The organism is Sphingopyxis sp. (assembly GCF_035998965.1).
In the GTDB taxonomy this organism is placed as follows: Bacteria; Pseudomonadota; Alphaproteobacteria; order Sphingomonadales; family Sphingomonadaceae; genus Sphingopyxis.
The window spans coordinates 85,913-105,870 of record NZ_DASYHE010000033.1 but is presented as its reverse complement, the minus strand read 5'-3'; the positions used below and the strand labels follow the sequence as shown (position 1 = coordinate 105,870).

The following is a 19,958-nucleotide window of genomic DNA, read 5'->3' as shown; positions in this document are numbered from 1 at the left end:
CCTTCGCGTCGTCACCCAATCCGGTACGGCACCACATCGCGCCGATCGGGATCGACCAAAATCGGCCGATCGCTCGGCGGGAAGGCGCGCTGATCGCAATCGTCGCGCGGGCAGATGCGGCACGACAGGCCGATGCGCGTTGCCGCTTGCGGCGCGGTGACATCGACGCCGTCGGCATAGACGAAATCCCCCGCATATTGCGCCTCGCACCCCAAGGCGACGGCATAGCGGCGCGGGCTGCGCGCATAGCTGCCCGACGGTTTCACCAGCCCTTTTGCCATCGACACATAGCGCAGCCCGTCGGGGGTCTCCGCGAGCTGGAACAATATGCGGTCGGGGATCGCCGCGGCCTCGTGGACGATCCACAACGGGCAGGCGCCGCCGAAGCGTGCGAACTGCAACCGCGTCGCACTGTGCCGCTTGGTGATGTTGCCCGCCATGTCGACGCGGCAGAAGAACATCGGAATGCCGCGCGCGCCGGGGCGCTGGAGGGTCGAGAGGCGGTGGCACGCCTGTTCGAAGCTGACGCCATAGTCCATCCGCAGCCGGTCGATGTCATGGCGCACCGTGCGCGCGCTGTCGCGGAACGGGGCGTAGGGCATGAGCACCGCGCCCGCGGCGTAATTGGCGAGGCCGACGTGGAGGAGTTGGCGTGCGGCGGCGGTGCGCAGCGGCGATGCTTCGACGACCGCCGCGATCTCGCGCGCCAAGGCGAGCGCGGCGAGCTGGTGCGCCAGCTGGAAGCGGCGGCTTTCGGCGGGCTGCGACGGGTCGATCACCAGATGGCGCATCGTCGCGTCGAAATCGCGCAGGCTTTGCGTCTGGGTGTATACGATCGAAATGCCGAGGGCATCGCGAAGCCGCCGTTCGATCGTCTCGATGGAAGGCGAAGGGTCTTTGCCGCGCAATTGCCCCGCCAGCGTCTCGGCGGCGCGGTCAATGCTGTCGACATAATTGCCCGCATCGTGGAACCAGTCGCGCACTTCTTCCCACGGCAGGCGGCTGCCCTCGGCGGTGCCGCCGGTCAGCGCCTCGTCGATGATCTGGAGCCGCTGTCCGGCACGGCGATAGGCGGCGTGGAGCGTGATGAACTGGTCGGCGAGCCGCGGCTGTTGCAGCGCGGCGCGTTCCAGCTGTTCGGGGGGCAGGGGGTAGGCCGCAAACAAGGGATCGGCGGCGGCTTCGCGCAGTGCGCCTGCACGGCGGTCGCCCGCGTCGGCCGCGACTTCTTCCCATTCGAGCGGGAACAGCTTTTGCAGGCGGTCGAGGAGGGCGGGGGTCAGCGGGCGGTCGTCATGCTCGATCTGGCTGAGGTAGGAGGTCGAGATAGCGAGCGCGGCGGCGAAGTCAGCCTGCTTGATGCCGCGATCCTGGCGGAGGGTTTTGAGGCGCGCGCCTGCGAAGATGCGGTTGCGGGACATGCGCTTCTCCTCCTCTCCCCTTGAGGAAGAGGATATCAAGGCTTGGCGGCGAAGCCGCCTAGCCGGAGTTGGTGAGGGCCCGAACGCCAGACCCCCTCAAAAGACTTGCTAGGCAGCAAGCTGCCAAGCCAAGTCTTTCTCTCCCTCAAGGGGAGAGAACAGTCGTAGTTTGCAAACTATCACTTTGCAACTTTGCAAATTCGCATTTGCTTGCGCGACCCTAAACAGGCAAATGACGCTTTGAACTGCGCCGGGAGAGCTGAATGTCCGCCAATATCGCCGAAATGGAACGCCGCCGCTCCGCCGCTGCCTTGGGCGGCGGGCAGAAGCGCATCGATGCGCAGCATAGCAAGGGCAAGCTGACCGCGCGCGAACGGCTCGATGTGCTGCTCGATGAGGGATCGTTCGAAGAACTCGACACCTATGTCGAACATAATTGCACCGATTTCGGGATGCAGGACCAGATCATCCCCGGCGACGGGATCGTCACCGGATCGGGGACGATCAACGGACGCCTTGTCTATGTCTTCAGCCAGGATTTTACCGTTTTCGGCGGGTCGCTGTCCGAGCGCCACGCGCAGAAGATGATGAAGGTCATGGACAATGCGATGAAGGTCGGCGCGCCGATCATCGGGATCAACGACAGCGGCGGCGCGCGCATTCAGGAGGGCGTCGCGTCGCTGGGCGGCTATGCCGAGGTGTTCCAGCGCAACGTGCTGGCGTCGGGGGTGGTGCCGCAGATCAGCCTGATCATGGGGCCGTGCGCGGGCGGAGCGGTTTACTCGCCCGCGATGACCGACTTCATCTTCATGGTGAAGGACAGCAGCTATATGTTCGTCACCGGCCCCGATGTGGTCAAGACGGTGACCAACGAGGTGGTGACGCAGGAAGAACTCGGCGGCGCGATCACCCACACGACCAAAAGCTCGGTCGCCGACATCGCGTTCGAAAATGATATCGAGGCGCTGCTCGCGACGCGCGATTTCTTCGACTATCTGCCCGAAAACAACCGCAGCGGGGTGCCGGTGCGCCCGACGAGCGACCCCTTCGACCGCGCCGAACCCAGCCTCGACACGCTGATCCCGCCCAATGCGAGCCAGCCCTATGACATGCACGAGCTGATCCGGAAGACGGTCGATGAGGGCGATTTCTTCGAGGTGCAGCCGGCGCATGCGGGCAACATCATCTGCGGCTTCGGACGCATCGAGGGGCGGACGATCGGCATTGTCGCGAACCAGCCTTTGGTGCTCGCGGGGGTGCTCGACATCAATTCGTCGAAGAAGGCGGCGCGCTTCGTGCGTTTCTGCGACGCGTTCGAAATCCCGATCATCACCTTCGTCGACGTCCCCGGCTTCCTGCCCGGCACCGCGCAGGAATTTAACGGCATCATCAAGCATGGCGCGAAGCTGCTGTTTGCTTATGCCGAGGCGACAGTGCCCAAGATCACGGTGATCACGCGCAAGGCCTATGGCGGCGCCTATGACGTGATGGCGTCAAAGCATTTGCGCGGCGATCTCAACTATGCCTGGCCGACCGCCGAGATCGCGGTGATGGGCGCGAAAGGCGCGGTCGAGATCATCTTCCGCAGCGACATCGGCGACCCGGAGAAGATCGCGCAACGGACGAAGGAATATGAAGACCGCTTCGCTAACCCGTTTGTGGCGGCGTCGCGGGGGTATATCGATGAGGTTATTCACCCGCACAATACGCGCAAGCGGATTGCGCTGGGGCTGCGGAAGCTGCGGAACAAGCAGCTGGAGAACCCGTGGAAGAAGCATGACAATATTCCGCTATGAGCAGAGAAATTCGTGAGCGCCGTCTAAAGGCGCAAGAAAATTGGCCTGAACTTCGGCAGTTTCTCGAATGCTATTTGCACGAGGACTGGAATCATTTTGACGCCTCGCCAGAAGCGGCGATCGATCGTGCGATTGGAGATTACGCCCTTGAAGCGCGTCGGTCGATTGTGCGGCAGTGGCGCGATTGGAACGCGGTCGAAGGCTCACAATACGATCCTCGATCGGCGATCAACGATGGGCTGGGCGTCAACATTCTTTTCGAGAGCCCCGAGGCCGGGCGTCATTTTATGAACATGATCTACGATAAGCTCATCGTGTCGATCCGCAAGGAAGTGGAGCACTGGAAGCCATGAAACTAGGCCGCCTCAACCACATCGGCGTTGCAACACCGTCGATCGCCGACAGCATTGTTTTTTACCGCGATGTGCTGGTTGCGGCGACCCTGTCTTCACATTATAATGACCTTATAATGTGAAGGAGTCGACCATGCAAACCGAACGTGTGACCTATCTGACCAGCGCCGAGCACAAGGCGCAGCTTGAAGCCTTTGCCAAAGCCCGCGGCCAGTCGGTCGGCAATGTCCTGCGAGAAGCCGCGGCGCGCTATATCGATCAGCCGTCTGACGACGAGGAAGCAGAATTGGCCGCGCTCGTTGCGGAAGTGAACAAAGCTATCCCCAAAATGGAGGCCGCGCTCGACGAAATGAGCCGCAAAATGCGCGACACGCACGAGGAAGTGGATCGGATGCTCCGTGAAATGGGGGCAAGAAAATGAGCGCAATGAGCGACGCCTTTGCGGCGCTAAAGAATGTCATGCTCCTGGAAGAGCGGATCGAGGGCCTTCGCTCGGATATGTCTCGCTCCGCCGACGATCTGCGCAGCCTGACGGAAAAGGTGCATTCGCTCGATAAACGCGTGCTTCGGATCGAAACGATGATTGAAATGTCGGGCCGCGGTGACAACCAACCAAGGATCGAAGGATGAAACTAGGCCGCCTCAACCACATCGGCGTTGCGACGCCGTCGATCGCCGACAGCATCGTCTTTTACCGCGACGTGATGGGCGCGACGGACATTCACGAGCCGTTCGACCTGCCCGAGCAGGGGGTGAGGGTGTGTTTTGTCGATACGCCGGGTGCCGATGGGGCGCTGAACGGAACCCAGATCGAGCTGATCGAGCCGCTGCCCGGCAACACCTCGATCGCGGGGTTTCTGGAGAAGAACCCGGCGGGGGGGCAGCATCATGTCTGTTACGAGGTGCCCGATATTCATGCGGCCAAGGCCGCGTTCGAGGCGCTGGGCAAGCGCGTGCTGGGGAGCCCAAGGATCGGGGCGCATGGGACGCTGATATTCTTTCTGCATCCCAAGGATATGGGCGGGGTGCTGACCGAGATTATGGAGACGCCGAAGGGGGCGCATTAGTTGCTCCTCCCCCCTTGCGGGGGAGGAAAGTGGAGGTTGGGGACTTGTCCCCTACCGGAACTTGGAGAGGGGTTGGTTGGCGAGCCTGCGGCTCGCGACCCCTCTCCCAGCTACGACTAGGCGGCAAAGCCGCCAAGTCTTCGCAACCCTCTCCCGCAAGGGGAGAGGGGATTAGGAATTGAATTATGACCGACAAACCGACCCTCGACCAATGGGCTGAAGCCGCCGCCAAAGAGGTGAAAGGCAAAGACCTCACGTGGCACACGCCCGAGGGGATTGCCGTCAAGCCGCTCTACACGGCCGAGGACGTTCGCACCGACCCCGGCCTGCCCGGCTTCGCGCCCTTCACCCGCGGCGTGCGCGCGTCGATGTATGCCGGGCGGCCGTGGACGATCCGTCAATATGCGGGCTTTTCGACCGCCGAGGAATCGAACGCCTTCTATCGCCGCAACCTCGCCGCGGGACAGAAAGGCCTCAGCGTCGCCTTCGACCTCGCCACCCACCGCGGCTACGACAGCGACCATCCGCGCGTCACCGGCGACGTCGGCAAGGCGGGGGTCGCGATCGACAGTGTCGAGGATATGAAGATCCTGTTCGACGGCATCCCGCTCGACCAGATGTCGGTGTCGATGACGATGAACGGCGCAGTGATCCCGATCCTGGCCTTCTTCATCGTCGCGGGCGAGGAGCAGGGGGTCGATCGCAAGCTGCTCGACGGCACGATCCAGAACGACATTCTGAAAGAGTTCATGGTTCGCAACACGTACATCTACCCGCCCGAACCCTCGATGCGGATCATCAGCGACATCTTTGGCTACACGTCGCGCGAGATGCCCAAGTTCAACAGCATTTCGATCTCCGGCTATCATATGCAGGAAGCCGGCGCGACGCAGGTGCAGGAGCTGGCCTTCACCATCGCCGACGGCATGGAATATGTGAAGTATGGCGTGGCATCCGGCCTCGACATCGACAAGTTCGCCGGGCGACTGAGCTTCTTTTTCGCGATCGGCATGAATTTCTTCATGGAAATCGCCAAGCTGCGCGCGGCGCGGGTGCTGTGGCACCGCGCGATGACCACATTGGGCGCGCAGGATGAGCGATCGAAGATGCTGCGCACGCATTGCCAGACGTCGGGCGTGTCGCTGACCGAGCAGGATCCGTACAACAATGTGATGCGCACGACGATCGAAGCGATGGCGGCGATGCTGGGCGGCACCCAGTCGCTGCACACCAACGCGCTCGACGAGGCGATTGCGCTACCCACCGATTTTTCCGCCCGCATCGCGCGCAACACCCAGATCGTGATCCAGGAAGAGACGGGGATGACCAAGGTCGTCGATCCGCTCGGCGGCTCCTATTATGTCGAGGCGCTGACGCAGGAGCTGGTCGACAAGGCGCAGGAGATCATCGACCGTGTCCAGGCCGAAGGTGGCATGGCGAAGGCGGTCGCGGCGGGCTGGCCCAAGGCGATGATCGAAACCGCCGCCGCAGCGCGGCAGGCGCGGGTCGATCGCGGCGACGACGTGATCGTGGGGGTGAACAAATATCGCCTGAAGGACGAGGATCTGCTCGAAACCCTCGAGGTCGATAATGCCAAGGTGCGCGAGGGGCAGATCGCGCGAATCAAGAAAACCAAGGCCGAGCGTGACGAGGCAGCGTGTCAGGCGGCGCTGACCGCGCTGCGCGATGGCGCGGCGAAACCGTCGAGCATCGAGAACAACCTGCTCGCGCTTGCTGTCGAAGCTGCCCGCGCGCGCGCGACGCTCGGTGAGATTTCGTCGGCGATGGAGGAAAGCTTCGACCGTTATGCCACCCAGCCGACCCCGGTGAAGGGCGTCTATGCCGCGCCCTATGAGGGCGACGCGCGCTGGGCGCAGGTGCTCGACGGGGTCGAGGCGGTCACGCGGCGACTCGGCCGCAAACCCAAGCTGCTGGTAGCCAAGATGGGACAGGACGGACACGACCGCGGCGCCAACGTCATCGCGTCGGCGTTCGGCGACATGGGGTTCGACATCGTGTCGGGACCGCTGTTCCAGACCCCCGACGAGACGGTGGTGCTGGCGCTCGACAGCGGGGTCGACGTTGTCGGGGCGTCGAGCCTGGCGGCGGGGCACAAGACACTTATCCCCGAACTTATCCACAAGCTGCGCGAGGCCGGGCGCACCGACATCAAGGTGATCGCGGGCGGGGTGATCCCGCCGCAGGACTATGATTTCCTGCGCGATGCCGGGGTGCAGGGGATTTACGGGCCGGGATCGAATGTTGTCGAATGCGCTGCCGATGTGCTGCGCTTGCTGGGGCATAATATGCCGCCGATTGGAGAAGCTGCGTGAATAATGAAATTCAGTCCCCCTCCCGCTTGCGGGAGGGGTTAGGGGTGGGCGCGAGCGAAGTGAGCTCCGGCACCCGAAATGCCCACCCCGCTGCGACTAGCGAACTGCGTTCGCAAGTCTCGCTGCCCCTCCCGCAAGCGGGAGGGGAGTCGCGCACCGACTGGACCCGCGAGGAAATCGCCACCCTCTTCGACCTGCCGTTCGACGAACTGATGTGGGAAGCGCAGGGCGTCCACCGCCGCCACCATTCGCGCGGCGAAATCCAGCTGTGCACCTTGCTCAGCATCAAGACCGGTGGCTGCGTCGAGGATTGCGGCTATTGCTCGCAAAGCAAAAGCGCCGACAGCGGGCTGAAGGCCACCAAGCTGATGGACGTGCGCGCAGTGTTGCAGGCGGCGGCGCAGGCGAAGGATTCGGGATCGCAGCGTTTCTGCATGGGCGCCGCCTGGCGCAACCCCAAGGACCGCGACATGCCCGCGATCGTCGAGATGGTCGAGGGCGTGCGCGCGATGGGCATGGAAACCTGCATGACGCTGGGGATGCTCAGCAAGGAGCAGGCGCAGACGCTGGCGGTCGCGGGGCTGGATTATTACAACCATAATATCGACACCTCGCCGGAAAATTACGGCAATGTCATCACGACGCGCAACTTTCAGGAGCGGCTCGATACACTGGAGGAAGTGCGCAGCGCCGGGATCAACGTCTGCTCGGGCGGCATCGTTGGCATGGGCGAGACGCGCGCCGACCGCGTCGGCTTTATCCACGCGCTCGCGACCCTGCCCGAACATCCGGGCAGCGTACCGATCAACGCACTGGTGCCAGTGAAGGGCACCGTGCTGGGCGACATGCTCGCGGACACCCCGCTCGCGAAGATCGACGACATCGAATTCGTCCGCACGATCGCGGTGGCGCGGATCACCATGCCGCGCAGCATGGTGCGATTGAGCGCGGGGCGCGAGAGCATGTCGGAGGCGACGCAGGCGCTCTGCTTCATGGCGGGCGCAAACAGCATCTTCACCGGCGACAAGCTGCTGACGACGGCGAATGCTGGGGATAGTAAGGACGCGGCGCTGCTCGCAAAGCTGGGGCTGCGGCCGATGGAGAGCGAAGAGCCGATGCGGATGGAAGCCGCTGAGTAGATTCCCATGCGCAAAGTCGCAGTAGCATGGAGTTGTCGAGATGCTGAGCAGGATATTGGCGGTCATTGCAAGCACCGGGGCAACAGCCTTCTTCGTTTATACCGTGCTTACCATGAGGCATGGCAAAGGATGCTATTGGATGTGCCCGGATCAAGAAGGTGCGGGCGATTGTCAGTTCAACGACCCGAGCTGTGTCCACGATCCATATGTTTGGTGGCTACTGCTTTTCCTTTCCCTCGCCACGACAATCTATTCGGCATTGGTAGTTCTTAAGAGATGGAACGCGAAATAATGTTCAAGAAAATCCTGATCGCCAACCGCGGCGAAATCGCCTGCCGCGTCATCAAGACCGCGCGGCGCATGGGCATTGCGACCGTCGCCGTCTATTCGGACGCCGATGCGCGCGCGCCTTTCGTGCAGATGGCCGACGAGGCCGTGCATATCGGGCCGTCGCCCGCGTCCGAATCCTATCTGATCGCCGACAAGATCATCGCCGCGTGCAAGCAAACCAGCGCCGAGGCGGTGCATCCGGGCTATGGCTTCCTGTCCGAACGCACCAGCTTTGCCGAGGCGCTGGCGAAGGAAAATATCGCCTTCATCGGCCCGCCGGTGAACGCAATCGCCGCGATGGGCGACAAGATCGAGTCGAAGAAGCTCGCGCTCGCGGCAGGAGTGAATGTCGTCCCGGGTTTCGTCGGCGAGATCAACGATACCGAGCATGCGGTGCAGATTTCGAACGAGATTGGCTATCCGGTGATGATGAAGGCGTCGGCCGGCGGCGGCGGCAAGGGGATGCGCCTTGCTTATGACGAAAAGGACGTGCGCGAGGGGTTCGAGGCGACGAAGCGCGAGGGGCTCAACAGCTTTGGCGACGACCGCGTGTTCATCGAGAAATTCATCCTCAATCCGCGCCATATCGAGATCCAGATCCTGGGCGATCAGCACGGCAACATCCTCTATTTGAACGAGCGTGAATGCTCGATCCAGCGCCGCCACCAGAAGGTGGTCGAAGAAGCGCCGTCACCCTTCGTCACCGAGAAGATGCGCAAGGCGATGGGCGAGCAGTGCGTCGCGCTGGCGCGCGCGGTCGGCTATTATAGCGCCGGTACGGTCGAACTGATCGTCTCGGGCGCCGACCCGACGGGCGAGAGCTTCTACTTCCTCGAAATGAACACGCGGCTGCAAGTCGAGCATCCGGTGACCGAAGCGATTACCGGCATCGACCTGGTCGAGCAGATGATCCGCGTCGCTGCGGGCGAGAAGCTGGAGATGACTCAGGACGACATCAAGATCGACGGCTGGGCGATCGAGAACCGCGTCTATGCCGAGGATCCCTATCGCGGCTTCCTTCCCTCGACCGGGCGGCTCGTGCGCTATCGCACCCCGGTTCCGGCGTGGGCGGGCAACGCGCGCGGCGAGGACGGCGTGCGCGTCGATGCGGGGGTCGAGGAGGGCGGCGAGGTGTCGATGTTCTACGACCCGATGATCGCCAAGCTCGTGACCTGGGGCGCGACGCGCGACGAAGCCGCCGACCTGCAGATTGCGGCGCTCGACCGGTTCGAGATCGAAGGGCTGGGGCATAATATCGATTTCGTGTCGGCGATCATGCAGCACCCGCGCTTCCGCTCGGGCGAGCTGACGACGGGCTTCATCACCGAGGAATATCCTGACGGCTTCCACGGCGCCGCAACCGAGGATCATATCCTACGCGCGCTTGCCGCGATCGCAGGATTCATGGCGAGCGCCGAAGCCGACCGCGCGCGGCGCACCGATGGTCAGCTCGGCGACCGGCTCGATCCGCCCGCCAAGTGGCAGGTGACCGTTGGCGGGACCGAGCATAAAGTGAAGCTTGGCCACAAGCATATCAAGGTCGACGGCGACAAACTCGACATCGCGCTGGAATATACGCCGGGCGACCGGCTGGTGATCGCCGAGATCGACGGCAGCGAACTGGCGGTGAAGGTCGCGAAGACGCGCACCGGCTGGCGGATGACGACGCGCGGGCGTATCCATGATGTGCGCGTGTTGCCATGGCATATCGCGCCGCTGACGCAGCATATGATCGAAAAGATCCCGCCCGACCTGTCGAAATTCCTGATCTGCCCGATGCCGGGGCTGCTCGTCGCGCTGCATGTGGGCGAAGGCGACAAGGTCGAAGCGGGGCAGCCGCTGGCCACGGTCGAAGCGATGAAAATGGAGAATATCCTGCGCGCCGAAAAAGCGGGGACGGTGAAAAGCGTCAATGCGGCGCAGGGCGACAGCCTGGCGGTCGACGCGGTGATTTTGGAGATGGAATGAGCGGCTCGGAGTACCAGCTGGGCTGGGGATCGCTGCAATGGTGTTGACCGTCACCGCGGTGGTTGGCGTGCTGTGCGGCCTCGCGCTCCTTGCGACCAGTATCGACGTTGTGGTGCAGCGCGAGCGATCACATACGCTGTTCGGCGACGCCGGGAACGACCGGTTGCGCCGCGCCATCCGTGCCAACGCGAATCTGGCCGAACATGCCCCAGTGCCCATCATCCTGATCGGGCTATTGGAGCTGGCGGGCGCCGATGCGGTCGGCCTGTCGGCCATCGCGGCATTGTTCCTGTTCGGGCGCGTGGCAAATCTGGTCGGCATTTACCGCACGCGCGCGGATGGTAAGCCACCGGTCGGCCGCGTGATCGGCATTTTTTCCACATGGGCGGCCGTCCTTGCGCTTTGTCTTTGGCTGGGCTGGATGGTCGTGCTGCCGATGCTTTGACTGGCGCCGCCTTGCGCCTTACAGGGCCATCAGGCTATATTTCGGCGCGATGCACATCGACCATGACATCGGGCAGCCCGCCGCCGAGCCCATCACATTCGACGACTTCCTGCGTGTCGACATCCGCATCGGCACTATCTTGGAAGCCGAACACTTCCCCGAAGCGCGCAAGCCCGCGTTCAAGCTGAAGATCGACTTCGGCCCTGCGATTGGGATCAAGAAAAGCAGCGCGCAAATCGTCGATCGCTATGCGCTGGATGAGCTGGTCGGACGGCAAGTCGCCGGGGTGGTCAACTTCCCGGCGCGCCAAATCGGAAAATTCCTGTCCGAAGTTCTGACGCTTGGTTTCGCCGACGATGCCGGCGCGGTCATCCTGTTTGCGCCCGATATTCCGGTTCCCAACGGATCGCGGCTGTTCTGATCGCTAAGGCGGGCTAGCTCATTTGCGATGCAGCGCGCCGCAGCGCGAGCGTTTAGCCAGCCCCGACTTGTCGAGCGCGGCCCGGATGGCCTAGCTTTAGTGCAATAGACGATCAGGGGAGATGGGCGATGGGGTTTCGGGCAAAGATGATCGCGGTGATCATTGGCGCGCTAGTGACGCCGAGCGTCGTGGCGCAGGAACAGGCGCAGCGTGACTATGATGTCATGGTGACGCGGGATGTCGTGTACGGTCGCGCCCCGGTTGGCGTGTCGGCCGACGGCGCCAAGGCGCGCGATCTCTTGCTCGACGCCTATCGCCCGGTAGCGGATGGCAAGCCGCTGACCGATCGTCCGGCGATCGTCATGGCGTTCGGCGGCGCGTTCCACCGCGGCGACAAGGGCGACATGCATTTCACCGGCGACGGCGCACAAGACAGTTCGATGGCCGATTATTGCCGCACCTTCGCCGCCGCAGGCTATGCCTGTTTTTCGATCGATTACCGCCTGATCCACGAAGTGCCGGGGCTGGTCCGCCCACTCGACGACAAGCGCATCGTGCCGATGGCCGTGAACATGGCGCCGCAAAATATCGAACGGATCGAGGAGGTGCGTCGGCTGATGGGACTGGCGCCTTTCGACGACACCACGCTGACCCATTATTGGCACACCACTTTTGCCGCCGCCGACGATATGGCCATGGCGGCCAATTTTGTGCGCACCCGCGCCGCTGAATTCGGGATCGATGGCGAGCGTCTGGCGCTCGGCGGGTTTTCGGCAGGGTCGATCACCGCGCTGAACACCGCTTATGGCATCGGGGTGCCGGTCAAGGCGGTGGTGTCGCTGTCGGGCGGGATCAGTGGCTATAATCTGTACGAAACGACAGAGCGCGGCATGGCGCCCGCGCTGTTGATCCTAGGGCAGAACGACTTTGCAGGGGTGATCAACGGCACCCCGCACACCGCCGCGGCGCTGGGTGGCAAGGGCGTCGCCGCTGAGATCGCGTGGGTGCCGGGGTTCGGTCATTTTTACCCAATGGGCGCGGTCAGCCTAGGGGATAAGGTCAGCCGTATGCCGGTTTCGGCGCGCGTCCTGGAATTCCTTGATGCGAAACTGGCCAAAACGCCCAGCCCATAGCGGCGATTGGCGGTGGCAAACGGCGCCGGGTCGGCTAGGCTGCGGCGCAGGACTATGGGGGGAGATGAGACGATGACATTACCGGTAACCGCCTTTGTCGCGGCCGTATGTGCGCTGCTGTTGCTTGCGACCGCGATCGACACGGTGCGCCAGCGGCTGCGCGTCCAGGCCGCGTTCGGCGATCATGGCGATGCCAAGCTGATCAGTGCCAGCCGCAGCCACGGCAACTTGGCCGAATATGCGCCGATCACGGTCATCCTGCTCGGCCTGCTGGAAAGCGCGCGTGCCAATCACATGGGGTTGATGGTCATCGGTGCGATCTTCTTGGTCGGCCGCGTCGCGCATATCGTCGGTCTCTATGCCAAGATCACGCCGGGCAAAGCGCCGGTGCCGCGCCAGATCGGCGTCGTCGCGACCTTCGGCACGTTATTGGCGCTGGGTGCGTGGACCTTGTGGATGCTGGTGACTGTGAATTTATAGCTTTCCGACGAAACCAATCGTCGCCCCCGCGAAGGCGGGGGCCGTTGTCGGCTCTAGGCGCCGACGCCGAATAGCCCGATTGCGGCCCCCGCCTTCGCGGGGGCGACGGACTAGTCTTCAACCAGCACCACCGCCCGGATCCACCCCGCGCTCGCGCGTTCGATCTTCACCGGGAAGCAGCTGAAGGTGAACCCGGTCGCCGGGATTGCCGCCAAATTGGTCAGCTTCTCGATCTGGTAATAGGGGCGGATGCGCCCCGCCTTGTGCCCTTCCCAGATAATCGACGGATCGCGCGTTTCGGCCCAGCGGCGCGCGGTGTGGCTGAACGGCGCGTCCCAGCTCCATGCGTCAGTGCCGACGACCTGCACCCCGCGCTCCGTCAGGTAGAGTGTCGCCTCGGCGCCCATGCCGCAGCCTTGGTCGGTGAAATTGTCTGTGCCATAGACTGCGCCCGACTGGACAAGCACGATGTCGAGCGGTTGCAAGTCGTGACCGATACGCGCCAGCTCCGCCTCGACCTCGGTGCCGCTGACGACATGGCCGTGCGGGCGATCCGAAAAGTCGAGTTTGACGCCGGGACGAAAGAAGAGGTCGAGCGGCGCTTCGTCTATCGACGGGGCGGGGGTCGCGCCGCTGTCGGTGGTCGAATGATAATGCCACGGTGCGTCCATATGCGTGCCATTGTGGGTGCTGAGCGACAGCATCTCGACCGCCCAACCTTCGCCATCGGGCAGGTCTTCGCGTGTCAGCCCGGGAAAGAACATCGCGATCTGCTCCCATGTGTTTTCATGGGTCAAATAGGTGATGTTGGGGCGCATCACCGGCGGGTCGGAGATGACGTCGTTGGTGATCGGGATCGACAGGTCGATGAACTGCATGACCGCAGTCTGACACGAACAGCCGTTCGCGCCAAGAAGGCTTGCACCACGCTGCTGGGTAACTAGACGTAGCGTAACCGTTCGTGTCGAGCGACGTCGAGACACGCTGTGTCTACGATGCGCGCGATGCCTCTCGACTTCGCCCGATGCGAACGGAAAAGTGACAAGCCCGACGGGGTGGGGGAGCCAGAAATATATGACCGAAGCCAGTGCCGCGGGCGCCGCTTACCAGCCGACGCAAAAGGAAATCCGCATGGTCATCGCCGCCTCGTCGGCGGGAACGGTTTTCGAATGGTATGATTTCTTCATCTACGGCACCCTTGCCGCGATCATTGGCAAGGCGTTTTTCCCCAGCGACAATGCGACGCTTGAAACCTTGCTCGTGTGGGCGGGGTTCGCGGTCGGCTTCGGCTTCCGTCCGCTCGGCGCGGTGTTGTTCGGTTTCCTCGGCGATCGGCTGGGGCGCAAATATACGTTTCTGGTCACCGTCACGCTGATGGGCGTCGCGACCGCGGGCGTCGGCATGATCCCGTCGGCGGCGACAATCGGCATTGCGGCGCCGATCATCGTCATTCTGCTCCGCGTGTTGCAGGGGCTGGCGCTCGGCGGCGAATATGGCGGCGCGGCGGTCTATGTCGCCGAGCATTCGCCTCCCGGAAAGCGCGGCTTTTACACAAGCTTCATTCAGGCAAGCGTCGTCGGTGGCTTTGTGCTCAGCCTGGTCGTCGTGCTGGGGTGCAAAGCGTTGATGCCAACCGACGTGTGGGAAGGCTGGGGGTGGCGGGTGCCGTTCCTGCTGTCGCTGATCCTGCTCGCCATCTCGCTGTGGATGCGGCTGAAACTGTCGGAAAGCCCGGTGTTTCAGGCGATGAAAGCGCAGGGCGAGCTGGCGAAGAATCCGCTCAAGGAAAGCTTCACTTATCCCGGCAATCCGCGCCGTATCTTTATCGCGCTGTTCGGGATCGCCGCGGGCCTCACCGTGATCTGGTACACCGCGATGTTCTCTGGCCTGTCTTTCCTGAAAGGGCCGATGAAGGTCGAGGACACCGCCGCTGAAATCATCGTCGGCGTCGCCGCGGCGGTCGGCATGGGCTTTTTCATCTGGGCGGGGCATTTGTCCGACCGTCTTGGGCGCAAGAAGCCGATCGTCTGGGGCTATGCCGCGACGCTGGTGCTATTGTTCCCGCTGTTCTGGTGGATGGGCAGCGTCGCCAACCCGTCGTTGCAGGCAGCGGCAGAGCGCGCGCCGGTGACCGTCAGCGGATCGCGGTGCGATTTCGATCCCTTTGCCCAGCAGCAGGAAACCGCGTGCGGCAAGACGCTGGGCGAGCTGACCAAGCTGGGCGTGCCTTATACCGTCGCGGCGACCGATAGCGGTTTCGACAGCGTCACGATCCGCATCGGTGACCGTGAGGTGGCGAGCGAGGATCCGGCGCTACTCCAGCCTGCGCTTGAGGCGAGCGGATATGACTTTGCCAAGCAAATCCCGGGCTGGGGCAGCATCGCAGTCATCTTCCTCGCGCTGCTGGGGCTCAGTGCGCTGTCCGGCTTTACTTACGGCCCGGTCGCGGCGCTGCTGTCCGAGATGTTCCCGCCGCACGTTCGCTATTCGTCGCTGTCGATCCCCTATCATATCGGCACCGGCTATTTTGGCGGCTTCCTGCCGCTGATCGCGAGTTTCATCATCGCGAAGACGGGCAATGCCTATTCGGGGCTGTGGTACACATGGGCCGTGGTGCTGGTCGCTTTCCTCGTCACCGCCTTCATGCTCAAGGATCCGGTCGAGGGGCAGTGGGACAAAGCATCGCCCGGTACATCCCCCACCGCCTGAACCAAGCCATTGGCGGCGCCCGCGAACCCGTATAGGGGCCGACCATGATCGTCGTGCCGTCCCCGCTTCGTCTGCGTCTTTCCACCGAGGCGCTTGTTGCCAATTGGCGCTGGCTCGCGCGGCAAAGCGGCGCCGCGGCGTGCGGGGCGGCACTCAAGGCCGATGGCTATGGCCTCGGCGCGGGCGCGGTCATGCGACATCTGGCCGCGGCGGGCTGCCGCGACTTTTTTGTTGCGACCTGGGCCGAGGCAGCGGCGCTGATGCCGCTACCCCCGGGTGTGTCGCTATCGGTCCTCCACGGCGTAGGCGAAATCGACATGGTCGCCGCGCGCCTGCTCCCCGCGCGACCGGTGCTGAACAGCGTTGAACAGGTGCGCCGCTGGCGGGCGGCGGGCGAGGGACGGCCGTGCGACGTCATGGTCGATACCGGAATGAACCGGCTGGGGTTGCGCGTCGAGGAAGCGCTGGGTGGTGCGCTGGACGGACTGCCGATCGAAACGCTGCACAGCCATTTGGCGTCGGCGGACGAGGACAGCGAGCAGAACGCGCAGCAGCTGGCAGCCTTTCGCGCGCTCCGCGAAAAGGTCCCGGCGCGGCGTTACAGCCTTGCGAACAGCGCAGGCATCTGCCTTGGCGCGGACTATGCGTTCGACCTGACCCGCCCGGGGATCGCGCTCTATGGCGGCATCCCGCGCCGCGAGGCAGCGGACCATATCCACCAGGTCGCCTGTCCCGAGGCGCGCGTGCTGCAAGTCCGAACGGTCCCGGCGGGCGAGACGGTCGGCTATGGCGCGGCGTGGACCGCGCCGCGCGACAGCCGCATCGCGGTGGTGAATTTGGGCTATGCCGACGGCTATCTGCGCTGCCACACCGGAACGGGCGGGGCGACATGGCAGGGACGGGCGCTGCCGCTCGTGGGCCGCGTGTCGATGGACATGACGACGTTCGACGCCAGCGATGTGGAGGGGCTGAGCGAGGGGGACTGGTTGAAGCTCGATTATGACCTGGCGCGTGTTTCGGCGCGCAGTGGCCTGTCGCAATATGAGCTGCTGACCGGGCTTGGGAGCCGATTCGAGCGTCGCTGGTCTTGATCGCAGCTATGGTAGACAAAAAAGGGCCGCTCCAACGAGCGGCCCTTTCTCTTTGTGCCGATGACGCGGGTTAGAATTTGAACTTCGCGCCTGCGTACATATAGCGTCCGGTGACCGGGAAGATGGCGCTGGCATCGCCGGTTCCGGTCAGGCCCCAAGGCGGCAATGTATCGAACACATTGTCCATACCGACGAAGAAGCGGAAGTTCTTGTCGACGGTATAGCCCACCTGCATATCGACGTAGCCGATGCTGGGGTAGTATTTGACCGGGAACGCGTCGGCGTTTGTCGGCGGACGGCCCTGATGCGAGTGCTGCGTTTCCCACGTCGCAATCGCCTGCTTCCCGATCCAGCGGAAATCATAATCGATGTCCCACGCGCCGGCGACAAGGGTAACGCCCAAGCTGCCTTCCCAGATCGGATCGCCCAATTCGCCATGGACGCGATCCGAGAAGGTCGGATCGGCGATCGAGGTAAAGAATTCCCGGTTCTCGATCCACGACAGCGCGCCGTTGAGCGAAATCCGAACATCTTCGTTAAAGCGATAGGTGTAGTCGAGTTGTGCATCAATCCCCGATGCCTTGAACGAAGCGTAGTTCAAAGGACGGTTGATGAACGACGGGCCGAGCCGCGCAAAGTTGAATTGCGGGAAGCCACCCACAGTACGGTTGGTCTGACCATCGAAAGTGAAGTCCGTGATCGGATTGCCCGGCGTGCTACGGCGCGAGATCGCAGCGCAATAGATATTGTCGATGCCGACCGAATCATCATAGCAGCGATTGATCAGGGTCTGACCGGTCAACGACGAAATCGCCTTGTCGATCTTGATTCGATAGTAATCGACCGACAAGCTGAGGCCCGGAATGAACCGGGGCTGGAACACCGCGCCAAAGGTCAGGTTCTTGCCGATTTCCGGCGTCAGGTTCAGGTTCCCTTCGTTGAAGCCCGAAAGGCCCGATGCTGGCGTGTTGACCCAAGGCGTTGTTGTGCCATCCGGCAATTGCAGGACGGTTGGGATACCAGCTGCGGCGCAGTTGCGAGCGCGGTTCGGATTCTGATTTATGACAGTCTGGCTGCACGGATCGATAAAGCCATTCTGGAAGGTTTCGGCCTGTGCTGCGTAGTTATCCGACAAGTTCGGCGTACGAACCGAACGCGCATAGCCAGCGCGCAAACGCACACCGTTCAGCGGCGAATAGATGACGCCCACGTTATAGGCATACACCTTCTTCGCGATGTTGCTGTAGTCGGACATGCGTCCCGACGCCTCGACCGTCAGCTCTTTCGCCAGCGGCATGTCGGCAAGGAGCGGAATGCGAATTTCGCCGTACAATTCCTTGCTGGTGATCGACGGCGGGTCGAATGCAGCAAAGGCGTTTAGCGTCGTCCGGCCAGCAGCAGTTTCGGCATCGTAACCCGAGAAAGCGTCCTCCTTGCGATATTCAACGCCAACCGCGAAGCCGATCGGACCGCCAGGGAGTTCGAACAAGCCTGACGTATCGCCTGAGATAAAGGCCGTGGCATTGAACATTTCCGCCCATTGTTCGCGGAACGGCGTGTACGATGCATAAGCCAGCCCGTCGGGCGTCGTCTGCGGAGCTCCCTCACCGAACAGATTGATCGGACGGCAGTTGGGGTCGTCGTTGGTCGTGATGGCATCGGCGTTGATACGGCACACAATTTGCCCGTTTGACCGTACAGCGTTGACCGCATTGTTGAACTTGGCGGAAATAAAGTGACCGCCTGCTTCATAATAAGTCTCGGTGCGACCCCAGTTCAGAGCCACTTCGTAGCGCAGATTACCCGACGAACTGATATCGCCGCGCACGCCGCCGACGAGGCTCCAGGTTTCACGTTCATGATCTTCGGTACGCGTCCCGATATCGTTCAGGAAGCGGATCATCGTGAAGCCGCCTGTCGTGGATGTCGTGTTAAAGATCGACTGAAGCGTCGAGAACGCTTGCGGCGTCAGATAGGGGTTGTCGAGGAAGAAGGTCGATGTCGTGCCGCCCAACGAAAGCGCGACCGGCTGGGTCGACGTCTGATTGGCAGTGATGTTGACATATTTGCCCTCGAAGAAGACTTCCGCCGCAGGCGAGAATTCGTAACGGGCGAGAAGCGTCGCGTTGTAACGCTTGAGACCCGGCAGTAACATCGCGCCCTCTACACCGCTGGCGCCAAGGCCGCCGCGGATGCCGCCGCCGACCTGACGCAGATCGATGGCGGGAACGTTGCGCAACAAGGTGCCGTCCGGCTGGAACATATAGTTGTCAGCAATACGGGTACCCGTAGGCGTCAGCCCGGGTGCGCAGACAAGCGCACGCTGAGCCGCGTTTGTCGCCGTCGGTGCGGGACACGAAACCGAAACGGCGCCCCCCAGCGAAGCATTGCCAAACGTCGCGCCTGGGAAAGCGTCGAAAAAGGCGGTATCTGGAATGCCGTCACCAGCCGGCGGCTCGCCGAAAGTGTTATCGACGGTTGCAAAGCCCGGCGTGCCGGTGAAGGCGCCAGTCTGAGCATTACGATCAGAGAACAGGAGCGTTCTGGAATTGGCATAGCCGCCCGAGATAGCGATATTACCGCGACCGTCGGCGAAATTGCGGCCGAATACCGCGCTTATCTGATGCGATCCACGATCCCCGCGGCTGGAAACACCGCCCTGAGCGTTGACGGCAAAGCCGTCATAATCGCGCTTCAGAATGAAGTTCACCACGCCTGAAATAGCATCCGAACCATAAACCGCCGAGTTACCACCGGTGACGAGATCAACGCGTTCGAGCAATTCGGTCGGGATCGTGTTGGTATCGACGCGGTACGTGCCTGGCGTCGAGGTAACCGAGCGACGTCCGTTTACCAGCACCAGCGTTCGGGTGGTACCCAAACCGCGCAGATCGAGCAGATTGAGGCCCGACGTGCCGATGTTAGCGGTCGAGTTCGCCTGGGTAAACGTCGAGCGAAGTTGTGGAAGGCGGTTCAGCATATCGCCCAGCGATAGCTCACCGGTTCCGAGCAGGTCTTCTGCATCGACCGAGGTGATCGGAATTGATGCTTCAAGGTTGGGACGATTCAAAATGCGCGAACCGGTGACAACGATGACGTTGCCGTCGCTCGCCTCTTCGGCCGCATCACTTGGTGCCACAGGATCATTTTGTGCAAAGGCAGGAGTCGCACCCAACAAAGCGAGCGACAACGCGGTACCCCGCAAAAGCAGGCTAGATTTTTTCATGATATATTCCCCGGTTGACCGTTCAACAGAAAGAGAACGGCTTGGG

Annotated in this window: 17 protein-coding genes and 1 pseudogene; 15 read left to right on the top strand and 3 right to left on the bottom strand. The window is 62.7% G+C overall.

Annotation, left to right across the window (positions count from 1 at the left end):
- Positions 1-11 precede the first annotated feature (11 nt).
- Positions 12-1,421, bottom strand: a complete 1,410-nt coding sequence (locus VGN68_RS04860) for a helix-turn-helix domain-containing protein (RefSeq protein WP_327474417.1) — start codon at positions 1,419-1,421, stop codon at positions 12-14.
- A 263-nt stretch (positions 1,422-1,684) separates the two neighbouring features.
- Here VGN68_RS04860 and VGN68_RS04855 point away from each other — a divergent pair, with 263 nt between their 5' ends.
- The 13 genes and pseudogenes from VGN68_RS04855 to VGN68_RS04795 all read left to right on the top strand — a co-directional run bounded on the left by VGN68_RS04855 (position 1,685) and on the right by VGN68_RS04795 (position 12,886).
- Positions 1,685-3,217, top strand: coding sequence for an acyl-CoA carboxylase subunit beta (locus VGN68_RS04855; RefSeq protein ID WP_327474415.1), 1,533 nt, complete (start codon positions 1,685-1,687; stop codon positions 3,215-3,217).
- The gene (locus tag VGN68_RS04850) at positions 3,214-3,570 is read left to right on the top strand and encodes a contact-dependent growth inhibition system immunity protein (RefSeq protein WP_327474413.1); all 357 of its coding nucleotides are present in this window, start codon (positions 3,214-3,216) and stop codon (positions 3,568-3,570) included. Before VGN68_RS04855 ends, VGN68_RS04850 begins: the two co-directional genes overlap by 4 nt.
- A pseudogene (locus VGN68_RS04845) lies at positions 3,567-3,677 on the top strand (methylmalonyl-CoA epimerase); the annotation flags it as partial. The gene VGN68_RS04850 and the pseudogene VGN68_RS04845, both read left to right, overlap by 4 nt.
- 41 nt (positions 3,678-3,718) lie before the next feature.
- On the top strand, positions 3,719-3,991 hold the full coding sequence (locus tag VGN68_RS04840) for a hypothetical protein (protein WP_327474411.1): 273 nt from the start codon (positions 3,719-3,721) through the stop codon (positions 3,989-3,991).
- Positions 3,992-3,996: 5 nt separating this feature from the next.
- Positions 3,997-4,200 (top strand): hypothetical protein, encoded by a 204-nt coding sequence (locus tag VGN68_RS04835; protein ID WP_327474409.1) that lies wholly within the window; start codon positions 3,997-3,999, stop codon positions 4,198-4,200.
- Positions 4,197-4,637 (top strand): methylmalonyl-CoA epimerase, encoded by a 441-nt coding sequence (mce, locus tag VGN68_RS04830; RefSeq protein ID WP_327474408.1) that lies wholly within the window; start codon positions 4,197-4,199, stop codon positions 4,635-4,637. Before VGN68_RS04835 ends, mce begins: the two co-directional genes overlap by 4 nt.
- Before the next feature lie 185 nt (positions 4,638-4,822).
- On the top strand, positions 4,823-6,970 hold the full coding sequence (gene scpA, locus VGN68_RS04825) for a methylmalonyl-CoA mutase (protein WP_327474407.1): 2,148 nt from the start codon (positions 4,823-4,825) through the stop codon (positions 6,968-6,970).
- A gap of 122 nt (positions 6,971-7,092) precedes the next feature.
- Positions 7,093-8,109 (top strand): biotin synthase BioB, encoded by a 1,017-nt coding sequence (bioB, locus tag VGN68_RS04820; protein ID WP_327474474.1) that lies wholly within the window; start codon positions 7,093-7,095, stop codon positions 8,107-8,109.
- Between the two features lie 291 nt (positions 8,110-8,400).
- Positions 8,401-10,407: an acetyl/propionyl/methylcrotonyl-CoA carboxylase subunit alpha gene (locus VGN68_RS04815; RefSeq protein ID WP_327474406.1), complete on the top strand. Its 2,007-nt coding sequence runs from the start codon at positions 8,401-8,403 to the stop codon at positions 10,405-10,407.
- Between the two features lie 37 nt (positions 10,408-10,444).
- A complete protein-coding gene (locus VGN68_RS04810; RefSeq protein ID WP_327474405.1) occupies positions 10,445-10,852 on the top strand; it encodes an MAPEG family protein in 408 nt (135 codons plus the stop codon).
- A 49-nt stretch (positions 10,853-10,901) separates the two neighbouring features.
- Entirely contained in the window at positions 10,902-11,273 is a 372-nt protein-coding gene (locus VGN68_RS04805) for a tRNA-binding protein (RefSeq protein ID WP_327474404.1), read from the top strand.
- Between the two features lie 128 nt (positions 11,274-11,401).
- Positions 11,402-12,406 carry an alpha/beta hydrolase gene (locus VGN68_RS04800; protein ID WP_327474402.1) on the top strand — a complete coding sequence of 335 codons (1,005 nt, stop codon included), beginning with the start codon at positions 11,402-11,404 and terminating at the stop codon, positions 12,404-12,406.
- Positions 12,407-12,478: 72 nt separating this feature from the next.
- On the top strand, positions 12,479-12,886 hold the full coding sequence (locus VGN68_RS04795; RefSeq protein ID WP_327474400.1) for an MAPEG family protein: 408 nt from the start codon (positions 12,479-12,481) through the stop codon (positions 12,884-12,886).
- A 110-nt stretch (positions 12,887-12,996) separates the two neighbouring features.
- Here the strand turns inward: VGN68_RS04795 and VGN68_RS04790 are convergent, their stop codons facing one another.
- Positions 12,997-13,764 (bottom strand): cyclase family protein, encoded by a 768-nt coding sequence (locus VGN68_RS04790; RefSeq protein ID WP_327474397.1) that lies wholly within the window; start codon positions 13,762-13,764, stop codon positions 12,997-12,999.
- A 196-nt stretch (positions 13,765-13,960) separates the two neighbouring features.
- Between VGN68_RS04790 and VGN68_RS04785 the strand changes: the two genes are divergently transcribed.
- Positions 13,961-15,595: an MFS transporter gene (locus VGN68_RS04785; protein WP_327474395.1), complete on the top strand. Its 1,635-nt coding sequence runs from the start codon at positions 13,961-13,963 to the stop codon at positions 15,593-15,595.
- A gap of 44 nt (positions 15,596-15,639) precedes the next feature.
- Positions 15,640-16,686, top strand: coding sequence for an alanine racemase (alr, locus tag VGN68_RS04780; protein WP_327474393.1), 1,047 nt, complete (start codon positions 15,640-15,642; stop codon positions 16,684-16,686).
- A gap of 70 nt (positions 16,687-16,756) precedes the next feature.
- On the opposite strand, the gene VGN68_RS04775 is transcribed toward alr, so the two are convergent.
- A complete protein-coding gene (locus tag VGN68_RS04775) occupies positions 16,757-19,912 on the bottom strand; it encodes a TonB-dependent receptor domain-containing protein (protein WP_327474391.1) in 3,156 nt (1,051 codons plus the stop codon).
- Between the last annotated feature and the right edge of the window lie 46 nt (positions 19,913-19,958).

Coding starts and splice junctions, on each gene's coding strand:
- VGN68_RS04800 (WP_327474402.1), top strand. CDS start 11,402: ATGGGGTTTCGGGCAAAGATGATCGCGGTGATCATTGGCGCGCTAGTG.
- VGN68_RS04835 (WP_327474409.1), top strand. CDS start 3,997: ATGAGCGACGCCTTTGCGGCGCTAAAGAATGTCATGCTCCTGGAAGAG.
- mce (WP_327474408.1), top strand. CDS start 4,197: ATGAAACTAGGCCGCCTCAACCACATCGGCGTTGCGACGCCGTCGATC.
- VGN68_RS04815 (WP_327474406.1), top strand. CDS start 8,401: ATGTTCAAGAAAATCCTGATCGCCAACCGCGGCGAAATCGCCTGCCGC.
- VGN68_RS04790 (WP_327474397.1), bottom strand. CDS start 13,764: ATGCAGTTCATCGACCTGTCGATCCCGATCACCAACGACGTCATCTCC.
- VGN68_RS04775 (WP_327474391.1), bottom strand. CDS start 19,912: ATGAAAAAATCTAGCCTGCTTTTGCGGGGTACCGCGTTGTCGCTCGCT.
- VGN68_RS04855 (WP_327474415.1), top strand. CDS start 1,685: ATGTCCGCCAATATCGCCGAAATGGAACGCCGCCGCTCCGCCGCTGCC.
- VGN68_RS04795 (WP_327474400.1), top strand. CDS start 12,479: ATGACATTACCGGTAACCGCCTTTGTCGCGGCCGTATGTGCGCTGCTG.
- scpA (WP_327474407.1), top strand. CDS start 4,823: ATGACCGACAAACCGACCCTCGACCAATGGGCTGAAGCCGCCGCCAAA.
- VGN68_RS04850 (WP_327474413.1), top strand. CDS start 3,214: ATGAGCAGAGAAATTCGTGAGCGCCGTCTAAAGGCGCAAGAAAATTGG.
- VGN68_RS04805 (WP_327474404.1), top strand. CDS start 10,902: ATGCACATCGACCATGACATCGGGCAGCCCGCCGCCGAGCCCATCACA.
- VGN68_RS04860 (WP_327474417.1), bottom strand. CDS start 1,421: ATGTCCCGCAACCGCATCTTCGCAGGCGCGCGCCTCAAAACCCTCCGC.
- VGN68_RS04810 (WP_327474405.1), top strand. CDS start 10,445: ATGGTGTTGACCGTCACCGCGGTGGTTGGCGTGCTGTGCGGCCTCGCG.
- VGN68_RS04785 (WP_327474395.1), top strand. CDS start 13,961: ATGACCGAAGCCAGTGCCGCGGGCGCCGCTTACCAGCCGACGCAAAAG.
- alr (WP_327474393.1), top strand. CDS start 15,640: ATGATCGTCGTGCCGTCCCCGCTTCGTCTGCGTCTTTCCACCGAGGCG.